The organism is Streptosporangium sp. NPDC050284 (assembly GCF_044459525.1).
Lineage (GTDB): Bacteria > Actinomycetota > Actinomycetes > Streptosporangiales > Streptosporangiaceae > Streptosporangium.
Map to the genome: position 1 here is coordinate 139,442 of NZ_JBITIZ010000017.1, position 17,944 is coordinate 157,385.

General features: G+C 72.9%; 6 protein-coding genes and 3 tRNA genes. 3 read left to right on the top strand and 6 right to left on the bottom strand.

The annotated features are described in order from the left end of the window. Nucleotides 1-146: 146 nt before the first annotated feature. From ACIBH4_RS32675 to hutH, 3 genes are all read right to left on the bottom strand, one after another. Nucleotides 147-977, bottom strand: coding sequence for an aminotransferase class IV (locus ACIBH4_RS32675; protein WP_362518024.1), 831 nt, complete (start codon nt 975-977; stop codon nt 147-149). Next, entirely contained in the window at nt 974-1,993 is a 1,020-nt protein-coding gene (locus ACIBH4_RS32680) for an anthranilate synthase component I family protein (protein ID WP_362518027.1), read from the bottom strand. The genes ACIBH4_RS32675 and ACIBH4_RS32680 overlap by 4 nt, the downstream gene beginning before the upstream one ends. A 137-nt stretch (nt 1,994-2,130) precedes the next feature. Further along, nucleotides 2,131-3,678 (bottom strand): histidine ammonia-lyase, encoded by a 1,548-nt coding sequence (hutH, locus tag ACIBH4_RS32685; protein ID WP_362518030.1) that lies wholly within the window; start codon nt 3,676-3,678, stop codon nt 2,131-2,133. Between the two features lie 152 nt (nt 3,679-3,830). Between hutH and ACIBH4_RS32690 the strand changes: the two genes are divergently transcribed. The 3 genes from ACIBH4_RS32690 (at nt 3,831) to ACIBH4_RS32700 (ending at nt 4,089) form a co-directional block, all read left to right on the top strand. Further along, nucleotides 3,831-3,902: transfer RNA gene (locus ACIBH4_RS32690), tRNA-Gly, on the top strand. Nucleotides 3,903-3,929: 27 nt separating this feature from the next. Beyond that, nucleotides 3,930-4,000 (top strand) — tRNA-Cys (locus ACIBH4_RS32695). A 14-nt stretch (nt 4,001-4,014) separates the two neighbouring features. Continuing rightward, a tRNA-Val gene (locus tag ACIBH4_RS32700) sits at nt 4,015-4,089 on the top strand. 212 nt (nt 4,090-4,301) lie between these two features. On the opposite strand, the gene ACIBH4_RS32705 is transcribed toward ACIBH4_RS32700, so the two are convergent. The 3 genes from ACIBH4_RS32705 to ACIBH4_RS32715 all read right to left on the bottom strand — a co-directional run. Continuing rightward, complete coding sequence (locus tag ACIBH4_RS32705) at nt 4,302-9,947, bottom strand: type I polyketide synthase (RefSeq protein WP_362767051.1); 5,646 nt, start codon at nt 9,945-9,947, stop codon at nt 4,302-4,304. A 101-nt stretch (nt 9,948-10,048) separates the two neighbouring features. Next, nucleotides 10,049-16,753: an SDR family NAD(P)-dependent oxidoreductase gene (locus ACIBH4_RS32710; protein WP_399173406.1), complete on the bottom strand. Its 6,705-nt coding sequence runs from the start codon at nt 16,751-16,753 to the stop codon at nt 10,049-10,051. Between the two features lie 63 nt (nt 16,754-16,816). Then, the coding region (locus ACIBH4_RS32715) for a beta-ketoacyl reductase (protein ID WP_362522377.1) at nt 16,817-17,944 on the bottom strand (1,128 nt) is incomplete at its 5' end.

Here is a 17,944-nt window from a genome sequence, read left to right on the forward strand (position 1 = left end):
CAGCGGTGATGTCCGATCGACGCGGCAGGTGAGTCCTCGCGTCGATCGGGGGGCGCGTGCGGGATACGGGATCGGCGAGCAGCCGGACGACCGGCCCGGTGAGGGCGCGCCCTCACCGGAGCCGGGAGCCGGGGCTCAGGGGTCGCTCAGGGATCGAGGTCGGCGGCGGAGCGCTCGGCGAAGACCCGCATGGCCTTGGCGGTGATCGGGCCGGGCGCGGCGGGCAGCACGGTCTGGTCGACCGCGCGGATCGGCTGGATGTCGCGGGTGGTGGAGGTGAGGAACGCCTCCTCGGCCTCGTACAGGGCCGAGAGCGGGACGTCCTCCTCGATGCCCCCGCACCACTCCAGGGCGAGCGCGCGGGTGACCCCCGCCAGGCAGCCCGAGGCGAGCGTGGGGGTGAGCAGCCTCCCGTCGCGTACGACGAAGATGTTGCTGCCGGTGCCCTCGCAGAGGTCGCCCGCGAGGTTCTCGAAGATCGCCTCGCCTCCGCCCCTGGCCTTGGCGTAGAACAGCGCCTTGGCGTTGTCGCCGTAGGAGGTGCTCTTCACCCCGGCGAGCGCACCGCGCTCGTTGCGCGGCCAGGGCACGACGGTGACGTCGGCGGTGGCCGGGAACGGCTTCTGCTCGTCGACGATCACCACGGTCGTGCAGCCCTGGTCGCCCCGGTCGGAGCCGAGCGGTCCCGGGCCGCTGGTGTAGGTGACGCGGACGCGGCCGAGCTTCCAGGGCGGGGCCTCGGCCAGGCAGGCGCGGACCCCGTCGGCGATCGCCTCCACGTCGGGGTCGGGCAGATCCATCCGCCGCGCCGAGAGCGTGAGCCGGTCGAGGTGGCGGGTGAGCGCGAACGTGGTGCCGTTCACGCACTTGATGGTCTCGAACACCCCGTCACCGACCATCAAGCCGTGATCGAATACCGAGACGGTGGCCTGATCCGGAGCGACAAGTGCCCCGTTAAGCCATATAGGTACGTTCATCCGACTCCTTCTGAACCTGATGTTGATGCCAGCGCGATGAGCCGGGAGGCCTTCAACTCGGTCTCGTCCCATTCGCGTCGCGGGTCGCTCCCCCAGGTTATGCCCGCGCCGGTACCGAAACGGATCTCGTCGGACGACAGCCAGAACGTGCGGATCCCCACGGCCAGGCAGGCCCGCCGCCGGTCGGCGTCGACCCAGCCCACGGTCCCACAGTAGGGCCCGCGCGGCTCTGGTTCGAGCTCATCGATGATCCGCAGGGCCGAGGATTTCGGGGCCCCGGTCACCGAGCCCGGCGGGAAGGTCGCGGAGAACAGGTCCGGCCACCCGTACTCCGGCGCGAGCCGCGCCCGGACCGTGGAGACCAGGTGCACGAGACCCGGGTGCTCCTCCACCTCGCACAGGGCGGGCACGCTCACCGAACCGACCACCGCGACCTTGCCCAGGTCGTTGCGGACGAGATCGACGATCATCACGTTCTCCGCGTGGTCCTTCTCCAGCAGATCCCCCGCGGTGACCCCGGTTCCCTTGATCGGCCTGGACTCGACCACATCGCCGTTCCTGGACAGGAAGAGCTCCGGGGAGGCCGACACGACGGCCAGTCCCGGCAGGCTCACCGTGGCGGCGTAGGGGGCGGGGTTGCCCTCCGCCAGCCGTACGGCCAGGGCGAGCGGGTCCGGCTCCTCCCCCGCGGGGAGCGGCGCGGTCAGCACCCGGCAGAGGTTGGCCTGGTAGACCTCGCCACGCTCGATGTGGGCGCGGACGCGCCGTACGCCGTCCTCGTAGGCGGCCCGGTCCAGGGAGGTGCGCCACGACGACGGGTGCGGCCCCCGCCAGGGGCCTCGCGGCGCGGGCAGCGGTGCCCTGCGGACGTCGCCGAACCGGGCGCACGTCACCTTGCCCTCGTAGTCGACCACGACGGCCCACCACCCCTCGCCGTCCAGCGCGGCGAGATCGGTGGTGAGGTCCCGGAGCCCGGTTGCCAGATATCCGGTGACATGCGCAAAAGAATCATGCACTTCCCTATTGTCCCGCTGCTCCGGCCGGCAGCCGTACCAGGGTGCGGGCGGCGGACAGGAGCCGGTGACGGCGGCCGCGCCCGCCGGCCCCGTCGGCGGGCCGGGAGCCGCCGGCCCGTGGCGGCGCCGTACCGGCCCTACGACAGCGGACCGGTGATCGTCTCCGCTGCGGCGACGATCGCGTTGGCCGCGACGAGCTGGACCACCGTCTCGATCTCCGGAGCGAGGAAGCGGTCGGGGCCCGGCCCGGGAACGGACTGGCGCAGGGCGTCCACGACGGCCGCGGTCGCCGGGGCCGGCCGCAGCGGGGTGCGCAGGTCCAGGGCCCGCGCGGCGGTGAAGACCTCCACCGCGAGCACCCGGGTGAGGCCGTCCACCGAGCGGCGCAGCTTGCGCGCGGCCGACCAGCCCATGGAGACGTGGTCCTCCTGCATCGCGGAGCTCGGGATGGAGTCGACGCTCGCGGGCGCGGCCAGGCGCTTGAGCTCGGAGACCACCGCCGCCTGGGTGTACTGAGCGATCATGTGGCCGGAGTCGACGCCGGGGTCGTCCGCGAGGAAGGCGGGCAGGCCGTGGTTGCGGGCCACGTCCAGCATGCGGTCGGTGCGGCGCTCGGAGATGCTCGCCATGTCCGCGACCGCGATGGCCAGGAAGTCGAGCACGTAGCCGACGGGGGCCCCGTGGAAGTTGCCGTTGGACTCCACACGGCCGTCGGCGAGGACCACCGGGTTGTCGATCGCGGAGGCCAGCTCCCGCCCGGCGACCAGGGCGGCGTGCGCCAGGGTGTCGCGGGCGGCCCCCGCGACCTGCGGGGCGCACCTGAGGGAGTATGCGTCCTGGACGCGGGTGCAGGTGCCGTCCCGGTGGGAGTCCATGATCTGCGAGCCGTCGAGCAGTGCCCTGAGGTTGGCGGCGCTGGCCGCCTGCCCGGGATGCGGGCGCAGGGCCTGCAGGTCGGCGGCGAAGACGCGGTCGGTGCCCAGGAGCGCCTCCACGCTCATGGCCGCGCTCACGTCGGCGGTCCTGAACAGGCGGGTGAGGTCGTCCATCGCCAGGATGAGCATGCCGAGCATGCCGTCGGTGCCGTTGACGAGCGCGAGCCCCTCCTTCGCCGCGAGCTCCACGGGCTCGATCCCCGCCTGCTTAAGCGCCTCCGCGGCGTCGGCCCGCTCCCCCACGGCGTCGCGGACGACACCTTCGCCCATGATCGTGAGGGCCACGTGGGAGAGCGGCGCGAGGTCACCGGAGCAGCCGAGGCTTCCGTACTCGTGCACGACGGGGGTGATCCGCGCGTTGAGCAGGCCCTCCAGCACCCTGGCCGTCTTCGGGCGCACGCCGGTGTGGCCGGTGGCCAGGGTGTGCAGGCGCAGCAGCATCATCGCCCGGGTGACCTCGATCTCGACCTCGGGGCCCGACCCGGCGGCGTGCGAGCGTACGAGGGATCGCTGCAGCTGGGCGCGGAGCGAGGGGTCGATGTGCCGGGTGGCCAGCGCGCCGAACCCGGTGGAGACGCCGTAGGCGGGGGTGGGGCTCTCGGCCAGCTCGTCCACCCGGGTGCGGGCCGCCGCCATGGCGGCCACGGCGTCGTCGCCGAGGCGTACGGGGGCACCGTGCCTGGCGACCCTGACGACCTCCTCGAAGCTCAGCGGCTCCGGCCCGATGGTCACGACCTCGTTGTCGCGCATGCTGCCAACTCTCTCGCGTAAGGTGAGTCGCGGTAACTGGTGAAACCATACCTGGCTCCTTACATCTCAAGATAGCGGCCGTATTCGGTTTGGGGAGTCGCCGGGTATTCGCTAGAGTTCTCACAGTGAGTCCGGGCCGGTCCCGGAAGCACGCGGAAGTGGCTCAGTGGTAGAGCATCACCTTGCCAAGGTGAGGGTCGCGGGTTCGAATCCCGTCTTCCGCTCGGAAAAGGGGCATCCGCCCCCCACTCGGTGGAGTGGCCGAGAGGCGAGGCAACGGCCTGCAAAGCCGTCTACACGGGTTCAAATCCCGTCTCCACCTCTGGTTTTCAGCGAGGACGATTAGCTCAGCGGGAGAGCGCTTCCCTGACACGGAAGAGGTCACAGGTTCAATCCCTGTATCGTCCACCATCCGCCACTGATCATGGCGAAAAGACCGTCAACGCCCCCTCGGGAGTCGTTGACGGTCTTTTTCTTGTTCCAGACCGATCTTCCTGCTCCGAGCCGATCACCGTCGGCCCGGTCGTGGTCTCCTGTTCCGGAAGGCGAGCGGTGTCGGTACCCGAGAGGCCGCTGGTGCACCCAAGGTGCCGCCGGGCCGGGTGAGCCCGGCGGCACGGTTCTCAGCGGTCGCCGGGCGGCGACTCCAGCGACTCCAGCCAGCCCTCGATGGCACGGGCCATCGAGGGAGACCTGTCCTCCAGCATGGTGTAGTGGTCACCCTCGACCTCACGGAGGACGTGGTCGGTGTGCCAGGAGGCGCGCCAGCCGTCGGTGACGGGTATCTCACCGTCGAAGCCGGTCAGCGGGGTGTCCGGGTGCAGGAACAGGATGGGCGCGCGCACCTCGCCCACCGTGCTCTCACGGAACAGGCGGTAGTAGCGGCCCATCGCCGCCAGCCGTGCGCTGGTGAACGGGCCGAACGACGCCTCCCTGTCGAACATGCCCCGCACCAGTTGCATGCCTATGTCGTCGATGACCTTGTCATCGGGCATGAAGGTGTCCAGCAGGATCAGTCCTCGCGGGTTGATCCCGATGCTCTCCAGGTAGCCGACGGCGGCGTGCGCGAAGATACCGCCCGCGCAGTAGCCGAGGACCACGAACGGCTCGTCCCCCGCGGCCCGGCGTACGGACTCCGCCCACACCCGCACCGCGGCGTCGACCGTGCCGGGGAGCCTCTCCTCCTTGGCGAAACCGGGCACCGTGAGCGCGAAGAGGTCCCGTACACCGCGGAAGTTCGCCGCGAGCCGGGCGAACTGGGTCGCCCCGCCCAGCGCCATGGGGGTGCTGAAGCAGAAGAGCGCGGATGTGCCGGGACCGGAGGCGAGCTTGACCGGCGGCGGGATCTCGTCGAGCTCCCCGACCGAGGAGAAGGAGGGACGCAGGTCGGCCATCGCCCGCAGGAGCCCCATGGCCTCGTGCATCTTCCCCGCGCGGGCGGCCTCGTGGAACAACGCGCTGGGGGTCTCCGAGGGATCCGCCCCGCCCGGCGCGTTCTCCCCGGCACCGTCCAGGCGGGCCGCCAGCTCGCCCAGGAGATGTTTTGCCAGGTCGGAGGGGTTGGGATAGTCGAAGACCACCGTCGCGGGCATCCGCAGCCCGGTCGCCTTGACAAGGCCGTTGCGCAGTTCCATGGAGGTCAGGGAGTCGAAGCCCGCCTCCAGGAAGTTCTGGTGCGCGTCGACCGCCTCGGGGCCGGGGTGGCCGAGCACCCTGGCGGCGTGCACCCGTACCGCCTCGCGGAGCACGTCCAGTCTCTCCTCCTCGGGCAGCCCGGAGAGCCTCGCCGTCAACGGCGCTCCGTCCGCCTCCTCCTCACCGTCGCCGTCGTCGAGGATCGCGGTGACCTCGGGAAGGGCGCGCAGCAGCGGGCGGGACCTGGAGAGGGTGTACGCGGGGGCGAACCGGCTCCAGTCGATGTCGGCCACCACCAGGTGGGACTCGTCGTGGTCAAGGGCCTGGCCGAGCGCGGCCGTGGCCGCGGAGGGCTCCATGGCACGCACGCCGAGGCGGCGCAGCCGGGAGCCGACCTCGTCGTCCACCATTCCGCCGCCGCCCCAGGCACCCCAGGCGACGCAGGTGGCCGCCGTTCCACGGGCGCGGCGCCGAGCGGCCAGCGCGTCCAGGAACGCGTTCGCCGCGGCGTACGCCGCCTGTCCCCCCTGCCCCCACACGGCCGCCCCCGAGGAGAACAGCGCGAACAGGTCCAGCGGCCGGTCGCCCAGCAGCTCGTCCAGGTGACGCGCGCCCGCCACCTTGGCCAGCCCGACCTCGGCGAACTCCTCGACCGTGGTGCCGGGCAGCGGCGCGCCGTCCCTGACGACGCCGGCCGCGTGGACCACCGCGCGGAGCGGGTACTCGGCGGGCAGTGAGTCCAGCAGGCGGCGGAGATCCTCGCGGTCGGCGACGTCGCACGCGGCGATCGTGACCGTGACGCCCAGGGCCGCAAGCTCGGCCTCCAGCTCGACGGCGCCCTCGGCCGCGCGGCCGCGCCGGCTGGTCAGGAGCAGGTGCTCGACGCCCCGGCCCGCCAGCCAGCGGGCCACGTGCGCGCCGACCCCGCCGGTTCCACCGGTGACGAGCGCGGTACCGCTCAGTCGCCGGGCACCGCCGGAGCCGGAGGCGCTTTCGACCGCGCCGAGCGGTGCTCGCACCATCCGGCGGGCGAGGATCCCGTTCTGCCTTACCGCCAGTTGTTCCTCTCCGCCCGGCCCTGCCAGCACGCCGCAGAGGCGGTCGACGGCCCGCTCGTCCGGAGAGGGGGGCAGATCGACGAGGCCGCCCCAGGTGTCCGGGTGGTCCAGGGCGAGGACGGTGCCGATCCCCCAGACCTGCGCCTGGAACGGGGCGGCGCCCCCGCTTCGTCCTGGCTCCGCCCGAGAGGTCTCCGCGGCCCCCGATGGGCCGGTGTCCACCGCGCCGGAGGTCACGGCCCACAACGGCGCCGTGACGCCCGCGTCGTTCAGGGCCTGGACGAGGGTGACGGTCGCCGCCGTGCCGCGTGAGAGTCCCGGGTGCACCGGGTGGAGGTGTTCGTCCAGCGCCAGCAGGGAGAGCACACCGGTTACGGACTCGTCGGCGAGCCGGTCGCGCAGCGCCGAGGTGAGCGCGGCGCGGTCCTGCCCGCCCACCTCGAAGGGAATCACCCGGGCGCCGTTCCTGGCGACCCCCGCGACGACCGCGTCCACCGCGGGGGTGCCGTCCGCGGGCAGGGCGACCAGCCACGAGCCGGTGAGCGGGCCACCCGCCGGCTCGCCGACCGGCCGCCAGGCCACCCGGTAACGCCAGGAGTCGATCGTGGCCCGCTCCCGCGTGCGCCGACGCCAGGAGGACAGCGCGGGCAGCATCTCCTTCAGGACATCGGGAGCGAGGTGCAGGTCGTCGGCGAGGCTCAGCGCGTTCCCGTGCTCGACCGCCTCCCAGAAGGCGGTGTCCACCGGGTCGGCGGCCGGGGCCCGCACGGCCGGTGAGGACTCCAGCCAGTAACGTCGCCGCTGGAAGGCGTAGGTCGGCAGGTCCACCGGGCGGGCCCCGGGATACAGGCCGGACCAGTCGACGGTGACGCCCCGGACGTGCAGCTCGGCGGCGGAGGCGAGGAGCCGGGGCAGCCCGCCCTCGTCGCGGCGCAGGGTGCCGGTGACGACGGCGTCGTGGCCGAGCGCGTCGAAGGTCTCCTGCAGGCCCATGGTGAGCACCGGGTGCGGGCTGGTCTCGACGAACACGCCGTACCCCTGCGCGGCGAGCGCGCGGACGGCGCCGTCGAAGCCGACCGTGCGGCGCAGGTTGGTGTACCAGTACTCGGCGTCGAGGCCGGTGGTGTCGATCCAGTCGCCGGTCACCGTGGAGATCATCGGCACCTCGCCCGAGCGGGGCTCGATCGGCCCGAGGTCACCGAGCAGGCGCTCGCGCAACTCCTCGACCTGCGCGGAGTGTGAGGCGTAGTCGACGGGAACCCTCCTGGCCCGCACGCCCTCCCCGGTCAGCTCGTCGATCAGCTCGTCGAGGGCGTCCGGGACGCCGGAGACCACGACCGAGCGGGCCCCGTTCACCGCCGCGACGGAGATCCGGTCCCGCCAGGGCTCCAGCCGCGCGGTCAGCTCATCGACGGGCAACCCGACGGAGACCATGCCCCCGCGCCCGGCGAGCACGTCGCCGATGGCTCGGCTGCGCAGGGCGGCGACGCGGGCGCCGTCGCCGAGGGAGAGCGCCCCGGCGACCGTGGCGGCGGCGATCTCACCCTGGGAGTGGCCGATCACGGCGTCGGGGCGGATTCCGTAGCCGCTCCAGAGCCGGGCGAGCGACACCATGACCGCCCACAGCACCGGCTGGACCACGTCCACCCTGTCCAGCGGGGGTGCCCCCGCCTCCCCGCGCAGCACACCGGACAGCGACCAGTCCACGAACGGCGCCAGTGCCCGCTCGCAGTCGGCGATGTGCGCGGCGAAGAGGGGGGAGGCGGCGAGCAGTTCCGTGGCCATCCCGGCCCACTGCGAGCCCTGACCGGGGAAGACGAACACCGTCTTGCCCGGCGTCCCGGCCGCCACCCCGGTGACCGCGCCGGTGACCGGGCCTGTGACGGTGTCGCCCGAGACCAGCCCGCGCACTCCTGCCAGCAACTCCTCGCGGTCGCGTCCCACGACCACGACCCGGTGCGGGAAGGCGGTGCGCGCGGCCAGGGCGAGGCCGATGTCGGCGACCGGCCGTCCGGGGTGGTCCTCGGCGTAGACGAGAAGCCGGTCGAGCTGTGCTCGCAGGACGGGCGCGCTCTTCGCCGAGACCGCCCACGCCGCCGCGCCGCCCGGCAGCGCGAGCATCGGCACGGTCTCCCCTGCCTCCCCTGCCTCCCCTGCCTCTCCCGGCTCCCCGGACGGGCCTTCGGCGGCCGGGGCCTGCTCGACGATCACATGGGCGTTGGTGCCGCTGACACCGAAGGAGGAGACGCCCGCACGGCGGGGCCGGTCGACGTCGTCCGGCCACTCGACGGGTTCGGTCAGCAGCCGGACGTTTCCCGCCGTCCAGTCCACGTGGGAGGAAGGCTCGGACACGTGCAGGGTGGCGGGCAGGACACCGGCACGCAACGCCATCAGCATCTTGATCACGCCCGCGACCCCGGCGGCGGCCTGGGTGTGGCCGATGTTCGACTTGATCGAGCCCAGCCAGAGCGGCCGGTCCTGCGGACGGTCTCCGCCGTACGCGGCGAGCAGGGCCTGCGCCTCGATCGGGTCGCCGAGGGTGGTCCCGGTGCCGTGCGCCTCGACGGCGTCCACGTCGAACGCGGCCAGACCGGCGTTGGCCAGCGCGCGGCGGATGACCCGTTGCTGGGACACCCCGTTCGGTGCGGACAGGCCGTTGCTCGCACCGTCCTGGTTGACCGCGGAGCCGCGGATGACCCCGAGGATCGGGTGACCGTTGCGGCGCGCGTCGGACAGCCGTTCCAGCAGCAGCATGCCCGCGCCCTCACCCCACCCCGTACCGTCGGCGTCGTCGGAGAACGCCTTGCAGCGGCCGTCTCGCGCGAGACCCCGCTGGCGGCTGAACTCCACGAAGGCCTCGGGCGTGGCCATCACGGTCACCCCTCCGGCCAGGGCGAGCGTGCTCTCCCCGCGCCGCAGCGACTCGCACGCCCAGTGCAGCGCCACCAGGGACGACGAGCACGCGGTGTCGACGGTGACCGCCGGGCCCTTGAGCCCGAACACGTAGGCGACCCGCCCGGAGATCACGGCGGTGGAGTTGCCGGTCAGCAGGTGGCCCTCCACGCCCTCCGGCAGCGCGTCCAGGCCGGTGCCGTAACCGCTGGAGAAGGCGCCGACGAAGACACCGGTCTGGCTGCCCTTCAGCGAGGTCAGGTCGACGCCGGCCCGCTCGAAGGCCTCCCACGACACCTCGAGAAGCAGCCGTTGCTGCGGGTCGGCGGCGAGCGCCTCACGCGGCGAGATACCGAAGGAGCCCGCGTCGAAGTCTCCGGCGTCGTAGAGGAAACCGCCCTCGCGGGTGTAGCTGGTTCCCGGCCGGGTGAGCTCCGGGTCGTACAGGGTCTCCAGATCCCAGCCCCGGTCGCCGGGGAACTCCGAGACGCCGTCGCGGCCCTCCGCGACGAGCCGCCACAGGTCCTCGGGGCTGCGCACCCCCCCGGGGAATCGGCATCCCGCCGCGATGACCGCGATCGGCTCGCGGTCCTTGGCCTCCACCTCGCGCAGCCGCTGCTGGGCCTGCTGGAGGTCCGCGGTCACCCGCCGGAGATAGCCGAGGAGCTTCTGCTCGTCCGCCATGTCACGTCACCTTCCCCACACGTCGAGCCGGGCGCCCACCGCTGGGGCGTTCGGTACGGAGAGACCGTTCATCACGGCAGGAAAATTCGGGAACACGGGGCTCAGAGCCCCTTGTCGATCAGTGCGAACAGCTCGTCGGCGCTCGCCGACTCCACGCCCTCGCCGACGGCCGTGCCGTTCGCGTACGGCTCGGGCCTGTCTCCGCGCCACTGGGCCAGCAGACCTCCCAGACGTGTGGCGATCGTGAACCGCGTCTCCTCGTCGGGTGTGATCTCGGTGAGCACCCGGCCCAGCCGGTCGAGCTCCCGCAGGACCTGCGCCTCGGTCGGTGCCTCGTCCGGCACCAGTTCCGCGCGCAGGTAGTCGGCGAGGGCGGTCGGGTTCGCGTAGTCGAACACCAGCGTGGCGGGCAACCGCCTGCCGGTCGCGGTGTTCAGCCGGTTGCGCAACTCGACCGAGGTGAGCGAGTCGAAGCCCATCTCGTCGAAGGCCCGGTCGGCCTCCACCTGGTCGGTGGAGGTGTGGCCGAGCACGGCGGCGACCTCGGCCCGCACCAGGTCGAGCAGCATCCGGTGACGGTCGGCCGGAGGGAGCGCGGCCAGGCCGGCGAGCAGGTCCGCACCGGTCTGTCCACCCCCGGCGGCCGTCGCGGTACGGCGGGCCGGCGCGCGCACCACACCCCGCAGCAGTGGCGGCAGCCGGTCGCCCTTGGCCGCCAGCGCCTTGGCGTCGAGGCGGATCGGCACCAGCGCCGACTCCGGCCTGCCCGCCGCGGCGTCGAGCAGTGCCAGGCCCTCCTCCGGTGTCAGCGGCACGACACCGTCGCGGGCCATCCGGCCGATGTCGGCGTCGGTGAGGGTGCCGAGCATGCCGCCGACCTCGGCCCAGGGGCCCCAGGCGAGCGAGAGCGCGGGCAGTCCCTGCGCGCGCCGCAGCCCGGCCAGCGCGTCCAGGAACGCGTTGGCCGCCGCGTAGTTACCCTGCCCGGTGCTGCCGAACGTGCCGGCCACCGACGAGAACAGTACGAACAATGACAGGTCGAGGTCGCGGGTCAGCTCGTGCAGGTTCAGCGCGGCGTCCGCCTTGGGGCGCAGCACCCTGTCCACCCGGTCGGGGGTGAGTGAGGCGATCGTCCCGTCGTCCAGTACGCCCGCGGCGTGCACCACCGCGGTGAGCGGATGCTCGGCGGGCACCCCGGCCAGCAGCTTCGCCAGAGCGGTCCGGTCGGCCGCGTCGCAGGCGACGATCTCGACGTTCGCCCCCAGGGCCGTCAGTTCGGCACGCAGCCGCTCCGCCCCCTGGGCGGCGGGACCGCCACGACTGGTCAGCAGGAGGTTGCGGACACCGTGGGCGGTCACCAGGTGGCGGGCGACGAGGCCGCCGAGGCCGCCGGTGCCGCCGGTCACCAGCACGGTGCCGTCCTGGGCGAGCGGCACGGGCAGGGTGAGCGCGACCTTGCCGACGTGTCTGGCCTGCGACAGGAAGCGGAACGCCTCGGGGGCACGGCGGATGTCCCAGGCGGCCACCGGCAGCGGCCGGATCACCCCCCGCTCGAACAGGTCGAGGAGGGCACGCAGCATCTCCCCGATCCGGTCGTACCCGGCCTCGACGAGGTCGAAGTCGCGGTAGCGGACCCCGGGATGTTCGGCGGCCACGGCCTCGGGCGCGCGAACGTCGGTCTTGCCCATCTCCACGAAACGGCCGCCGCGCGGCAGCATCCGCAGCGAGGCGGCGACGAAGTCGCCCGCCAGCGAGTTGAGCACCACGTCGACCCCTCCCCCGCCGGTCGAGGCGAGGAAGGAGGATTCGAAGTCCAGGGTGCGCGAGGAGGAGATGTGGGCCTCGTCCAGCCCCATGGAGCGTAGGACGTCCCATTTGCCGGTTCCGGCGGTTCCGTAGACCTCGGCTCCGAAATGCCGGGCGAGTTGCACGGCCGCCATGCCCACTCCGCCCGCGGCGGCGTGGATCAGTATCTTCTCCCCCGCCTTCAGGCCCGCCAGATCCACCAGCGCGTAGTACGCGGTGAGGAAGGCGACCGGCGTCGACGCGGCCTGGGCGAAGGTCCAGCCGCCGGGTACGGCGACCAGCTGGCGGTGGTCGGTGACGGCCAGCGGGCCGAACGCGCCGCCGTCGAACATGCCCATCACCCGGTCGCCCTCGGCGAACGCGGTGACGCCGGGACCGACCTCCACGACGCGGCCCGCTCCTTCGAGGCCCATCGCGCCCGCCTCGCCCGGATACATGCCGAGCGCGTTGAGCACGTCCCGGAAGTTCACCCCGGCGGCGCGGAGCTCGACCCTGACCTGTCCCGGCGCCAACGGGGCGACGGCCGCGGGCGCGTCCAGGAAGGCCAGGTTCTCCAGGGTGCCCTTGTCCAGGCTGTCCATCCGCCAGGAGGCGGCGCCCTCGGGCGGCACGAGCCCGGCGCCGGTCGCCCGGACGAGCCTGGCGGCCAGCACGGCTCCTCCTTCCCGCAGCGCCACCTGCGGCTCGCCGGTCGCGAGCGCGGCGGGAAGCCGTCCCGCCGACGCGGCGTGACCGTCCAGGTCGGCCAGGACGAACCTGTCCGGATTCTCCGCCTGGGCGGAGCGGACCAGGCCCCACACCGCGGCGCCCGCGACGTCACGGGCGGTCTCACCGGATCCGGCGGAGATCGCTCCCCGGGTCACGAAGACCAGCCGGGAGCCATCGAGGCGGTCGTCGGCCGACCAGGCCCGAGCCAGGTCCAGCGCCCGGTGGACGGCCGAGCGGACGGCCCCCGCCACAGCCTCCGTGCCGGTTTCCGTGTCGATCTCGGTGTCGGTGTGGGGTCCGGCGGCGTGAGCATGGGCGTGGTCATGAGCGGTCGTCTCGCCGACGCTCTCCGCGCTCACGAGGACGACGTCGGGAACGGTCGCACCGGAGTCGAGGGCCGCGACCAGCTCCTCGATCCCGGCGTAGGAGGCCGGGGAGATCCCGGCCGCGCGCAGCGCCTCCCCGGCAGCGGGGACGTCGCCGCCGAGCAGCGCCCATTCCCGCGCCGGTACGGTCCCGGCCTCGACCGGGACCCACTCCACCCGATGCAGCGAACGCCCGGGGTCCGTGCGTGCGCCGGCGAGGTCGGCGGAACCGATGGGCCGCAGCACGAGCGAGCCGATCGACACGACAGGACGCCCGGCCTCGTCGGCCGCCTCCAGGCGCAGCGAGTCGCCTCCGGTCGGCACCATCCGCACCCGCAGGCCTGACGCCCCGGCGGCGTGCAGTTCCACCTCCGACCACGTGAACGGCAGCGCGGCGTGCTCCGTCGAGGCGTCACTGAGGGCAAGGGCGTGCAGGGCGGCGTCCAGCAGCGCCGGGTGGACGCCGAAGAGCGCGGCGTCGGCGGCGACGCCCTCGGGCAGCGCGATCTCGGCGAACACCTCGTCGCCACGCGTCCAGGCCGCCCTGAGGCCGCGGAAGGCCGGACCGTAGCGGAGGCCGAGGTCGACGAGCCGGTCATAGAGGCCGTCCGTCTCCACCGGCTCGGCACCGGGCGGCGGCCACTGGCCGAGGTCGAAGTCTCCGGTGGTGCCCGAGGAGGTGAGGAGGCCGGTGGCGTGCCGGGTCCACGCCTCGTCGGCCGCGGTCTCCTCGGCACGTCCGTAGACGCTGATCGCGCGGGCCCCGGAGTCATCGGGCGCGCCGAGCACGACCTGCACCTGGACACCGCTCTGGCCGGTCAGGACCAGCGGGGCCTCCAGGGTGAGCTCCTCGATCCTGTCGCAACCGACCTGGTCCCCGGCGCGGACGGCGAGTTCCACAAGCCCGGTGCCGGGGAACAGCACCGTCTCGCCCACCGCGTGGTCTGCGAGCCACGGGTGTGTACGGGCCGAGAGACGGGCGGTGAACAGGTGCCCACCGGAGTCGGGCAGCTCGACGGCGGCACCCAGAAGGGGGTGACCTGGCGTGTCGAGGCCGACGGACTCAGGGTCGCCGGAACTGGGGACGTGCAGCCAGTAGTCGCGGTGCTGGAAGGCGTAGGTGGGCAGTTCGACCCGGCGTGGTCTCTCCACTCCGGCCGCGGTGGCGGCGTCGGTGAAGAACGCCTCCCAGTCAACGGCCACCCCCCGCGCATGCAAGGTGCCCAACGCCGTGACCAACTCCGAAGCCTCACCACGATCCCGGCGCATCACCGGCACGAACACCGCCCCAGACCCACCCCCCGAACCAGCCGAACCCGGCCCATCACCGAAAGCACCACCGGAACCGTCACCGGCCAGGCACTCCTGCCCCATCGCCGACAACACCCCCTCCGGCCCCACCTCCACGAACGTCTCCACCCCCGCCGAAACCAACACCCCCACCCCATCGGCGAACCGCACCGCGCCTCGCACCTGCTCCACCCAGTAGTCCGGCGAACACAGCTGCTCAGCCGTAGCCGACTCCCCGGTCAACGTCGACACGATCGGAATCCGCGGCGAATCGTAGGTGAGCGTCCCGGCCAGGGTGCGGAAGTCCTCCAGCATCGGATCCATCAACGGGGAGTGGAAGGCGTGCGACACCCGCAACCGCTTCGTCCGCACCCCACGAGCGTCCAACTCGGCCGCGACGGCCAGAACCGCCTCCTCCGCCCCGGAGACCACCACCGACGCGGGACCGTTCACCGCGGCGACCGACACCTCCTTCTCCCGCCCGGCCAGCAGCTCGACGAGCTCCTCCTCGGAGGCCCGCACCGACACCATCGCCCCACCCACAGGAAGCGCCTGCATCAACCGCGCCCGCGCCGCCACCAACGCACACGCATCCGCGAGCGACAACACCCCCGCCACATGAGCAGCCGCGATCTCCCCGACCGAGTGACCGGCCAGCACATCCGGCCGCACTCCCCAGGACTCCACCAGCCGGAACAACGCCGTCTCCACCGCGAACAGCGCCGGCTGAGCCCACCCCGTCCGATCCAGCTCCTCCGCCTCCACCGACCCCGGCTCGGCGAACACCACCTCCCGCAGCGACCCCTCAAGCAGCGGCTCGAACTCGGCGAACACCGCGTCCAACGCCTGCGCGAACACCGGGAACCGCTCATACAGCTCCCGGCCCATCCCGGCCCGCTGGCTACCCTGACCGGTGAACAACACCGCCACCCGGCCGTCACCCACCCGACCCCGCACCACACCCGAACCCGCGACTCCCCCGGCCAGCCCCGACAACCCGGCCACCACACCCCCACGATCCCCGCCCACCACCACCGCACGATGATCGAAGGCGGACCTTCCCGTGGCCAGCGAGTGCGCGATGTCCAGCGGCCTCAGGTCCTCGCGCTCCTCCACGAACGCCGCCAGGCGCGCGGCCTGCGCGCCCAACGCCTCCTCGCCGCGCGCCGACACCACGAACGGCAACGGCAGCCCCCCGGCGAACTCCGCCACCGGAACCGGCAGACCCCCCTCGACCTCGGTGTCGACGGGCGCGGGGGCCTGCTCGATGATGACGTGGGCGTTGGTGCCGCTGATACCGAAACCGGAGACTCCCGCGCGGCGCGGGTGACCGTTCTCCGGCCACTCGACGGGCTCGGTCAGCAGCGACACCGCACCCGCCGACCAGTCGACGTGCGGGGTGGGCTCGTCGACGTGCAGGGTCCTGGGCAGCAGGCCGTGCCGGAGGGCCATCACCACCTTGATGACGCTCGCCACCCCGGCGGCGGCCTGGGTGTGGCCGATGTTGGACTTCACCGAGCCCAGCCACAGGGGACGATCGGCCGGGCGGTCCTGACCGTAGGTGACGAGCAGCGCCTGGGCCTCGATCGGGTCGCCGAGCATGGTGCCGGTGCCGTGCGCCTCCACCGCGTCGACGTCGGCGGCCACCAGTTCGGAGTTGGCGAGCGCCTGGCGGATGACACGCTGCTGGGAGGGGCCGTTCGGAGCCGACAGGCCGTTGCTGGCACCGTCCTGGTTGACCGCGCTGCCCCGCACCACCGCCAGCACCGGATGACCGTTACGACGCGCGTCCGACAGCCGCTCCAGCAGCAGCAGGCCGATCCCCTCGGAGAAGGCGGTGCCGTCGGCGGCCGCGGCGAAGGCCTTCACCCGGCTGTCGGGGGCGAGGCCTCGCTGGCGGCTGAACTCCACGAAGATCTCGGGAGTGAAGATGATCGTGACGCCGCCGGTGATGGCCATGGAGCACTCGTCCCTTCTGAGGGACTCGCACGCCATGTGCAGGGTCACCAGCGAGGACGAGCAGGCGGTGTCGGCGGTGACCGCGGGTCCCTCGAGACCGAGGGTGTAGGAGATCCGCCCGGACATGACGGCGGTGGAGGTGCCCGTCAGCAGGTGACCCTCGACCCCCGCGGGGAAGACACCCTGGCCGATGCCGTACCCGCTGGAGGCCGCGCCGACGAAGACGCCCGTCCGGCTGCCCTTCACCGTGGCGGGATCGATGCCCGCCCGTTCCAGCAGTTCCCACGAGGTCTCCAGCAGCAGCCGCTGCTGCGGGTCGGACGCCAGCGCCTCGCGCGGGCTCATCCCGAAGAAGCCCGCGTCGAAACCGCCGGCGTCGGCGACGAACCCGCCCTCGCGGGCGTAGGTGGTGCCGGGGGTGTCCGGGTCGGGGTGGTAGAGCCGGTCCAGGTCCCAGCCCCGGTCGCCGGGGAACCCGGACATGGCGTCCTTCCCGTCCGCGACCAGCCGCCAGAGCTCCTCCGGGCTGTTCACCCCACCGGGCAGGCGGCAACTCATGGCCACGACCGCGATCGGCTCGCGTTCCCTGGCCTCCACCTCGCGCAGGCGGCGTCGGGTGTGCTGCAGGTCGGCGGTGGCACGCTTGAGGTAGTCACGCAGCTTGTCGTCATTCGGCATCGGACGTCAACCAGCCTCGGGGCAGTAGGGATTCGTCATGGGGTGCGCCGTCGGGAGGCGCCGTCAGGAGGCGCCGAGTTCCCCGTCGAGGACCGCGAAGAGCTCGTCGTCGGTGACCGACTCGAAGTCCTGCCGGGGCTCGGCCTCCACCGGGTCGCCGTGCGTGTCGTCCCACTTGCGGAGCAGCGCCCGCAGCCGGGCTGTGATCTTGTCGGTATCCCCGCCGTTCCTCGTGTACAGGAGGGTCTCCAGCCGGTCGACCTCCGCGAGCACGGACGCGGAGGGGTCGGCGGCGGGCGGGGCGATCTCGTCCCTGATGTGCTCGGCGAGCACGCTGGGGTTGGGGTAGTCGAAGACCAGGGTGGTCGGCAGGCGCAGCCCGATGGCACCACCGAGCCGGTTGCGCAGCTCGACGGCGGTGAGCGAGTCGAACCCGAGCTCCTTGAACGCCCTCTCGGGTTCCACCGAGTCCACACTCGTGTGCCCGAGCACCCCGGCGGCCTCGGCGCAGACGAGCTTGACGAGCGCGGCCAGCTGCTCCTCCTCCGACAGACCCGCCAGGCGCTGTTCGAGACCGGAGGCGCTGGAGGTGACGCCTCCCACGGCCCGGACGACCCGGCGGGCGGGGGCGCGGACGAGGCCCCGCAGCAGCGCGGAGCGCAGGCCGTTCTCGCCGCGCAGCGCGGCGAGGTCGAGGTGGATCGGCACGAGCAGCGCCTCGTCGAAGGCGCGGGCCGCGTCGAACAGGGCCATCCCCTCCTCCGACGACAGGGCGACCAGTCCTGAGCGGGCCATCCGCTCCACGTCGGCGTCGGCGAGGTGGCCGGTCATGCCGCTGCGCTGGTTCCAGAAACCCCAGGCCAGCGAGAGCCCGGCCAGCCCCTGAGCCCTGCGGTGCGCCGCCAGCGCGTCGAGGAAGGCGTTGGCGGCGGCGTAGCTGCCCTGCCCCGCCCCGTCCAGCACCGCCGCGGCCGAGGAGAACATCACGAACGCCGACAGGTCCAGGTCACGGGTGAGCTCGTGCAGGTTCCACGCCGCGTCCACCTTGGGCCGCAACACCGCGTCCACCCGTTCCGGGGTGAGGGATTGGACCAGCCCGTCGTCGAGGACGCCGGCGGTGTGCACCACCCCGGTCAACGGCCGATCCGCCGGAATCCCCGCCAAAACAGCCGCCAACCCCTCACGATCGGC

Coding starts and splice junctions, on each gene's coding strand:
- ACIBH4_RS32675 (WP_362518024.1), bottom strand. CDS start 977: ATGAACGTACCTATATGGCTTAACGGGGCACTTGTCGCTCCGGATCAG.
- hutH (WP_362518030.1), bottom strand. CDS start 3,678: ATGCGCGACAACGAGGTCGTGACCATCGGGCCGGAGCCGCTGAGCTTC.
- ACIBH4_RS32705 (WP_362767051.1), bottom strand. CDS start 9,947: ATGGCGGACGAGCAGAAGCTCCTCGGCTATCTCCGGCGGGTGACCGCG.
- ACIBH4_RS32710 (WP_399173406.1), bottom strand. CDS start 16,753: ATGCCGAATGACGACAAGCTGCGTGACTACCTCAAGCGTGCCACCGCC.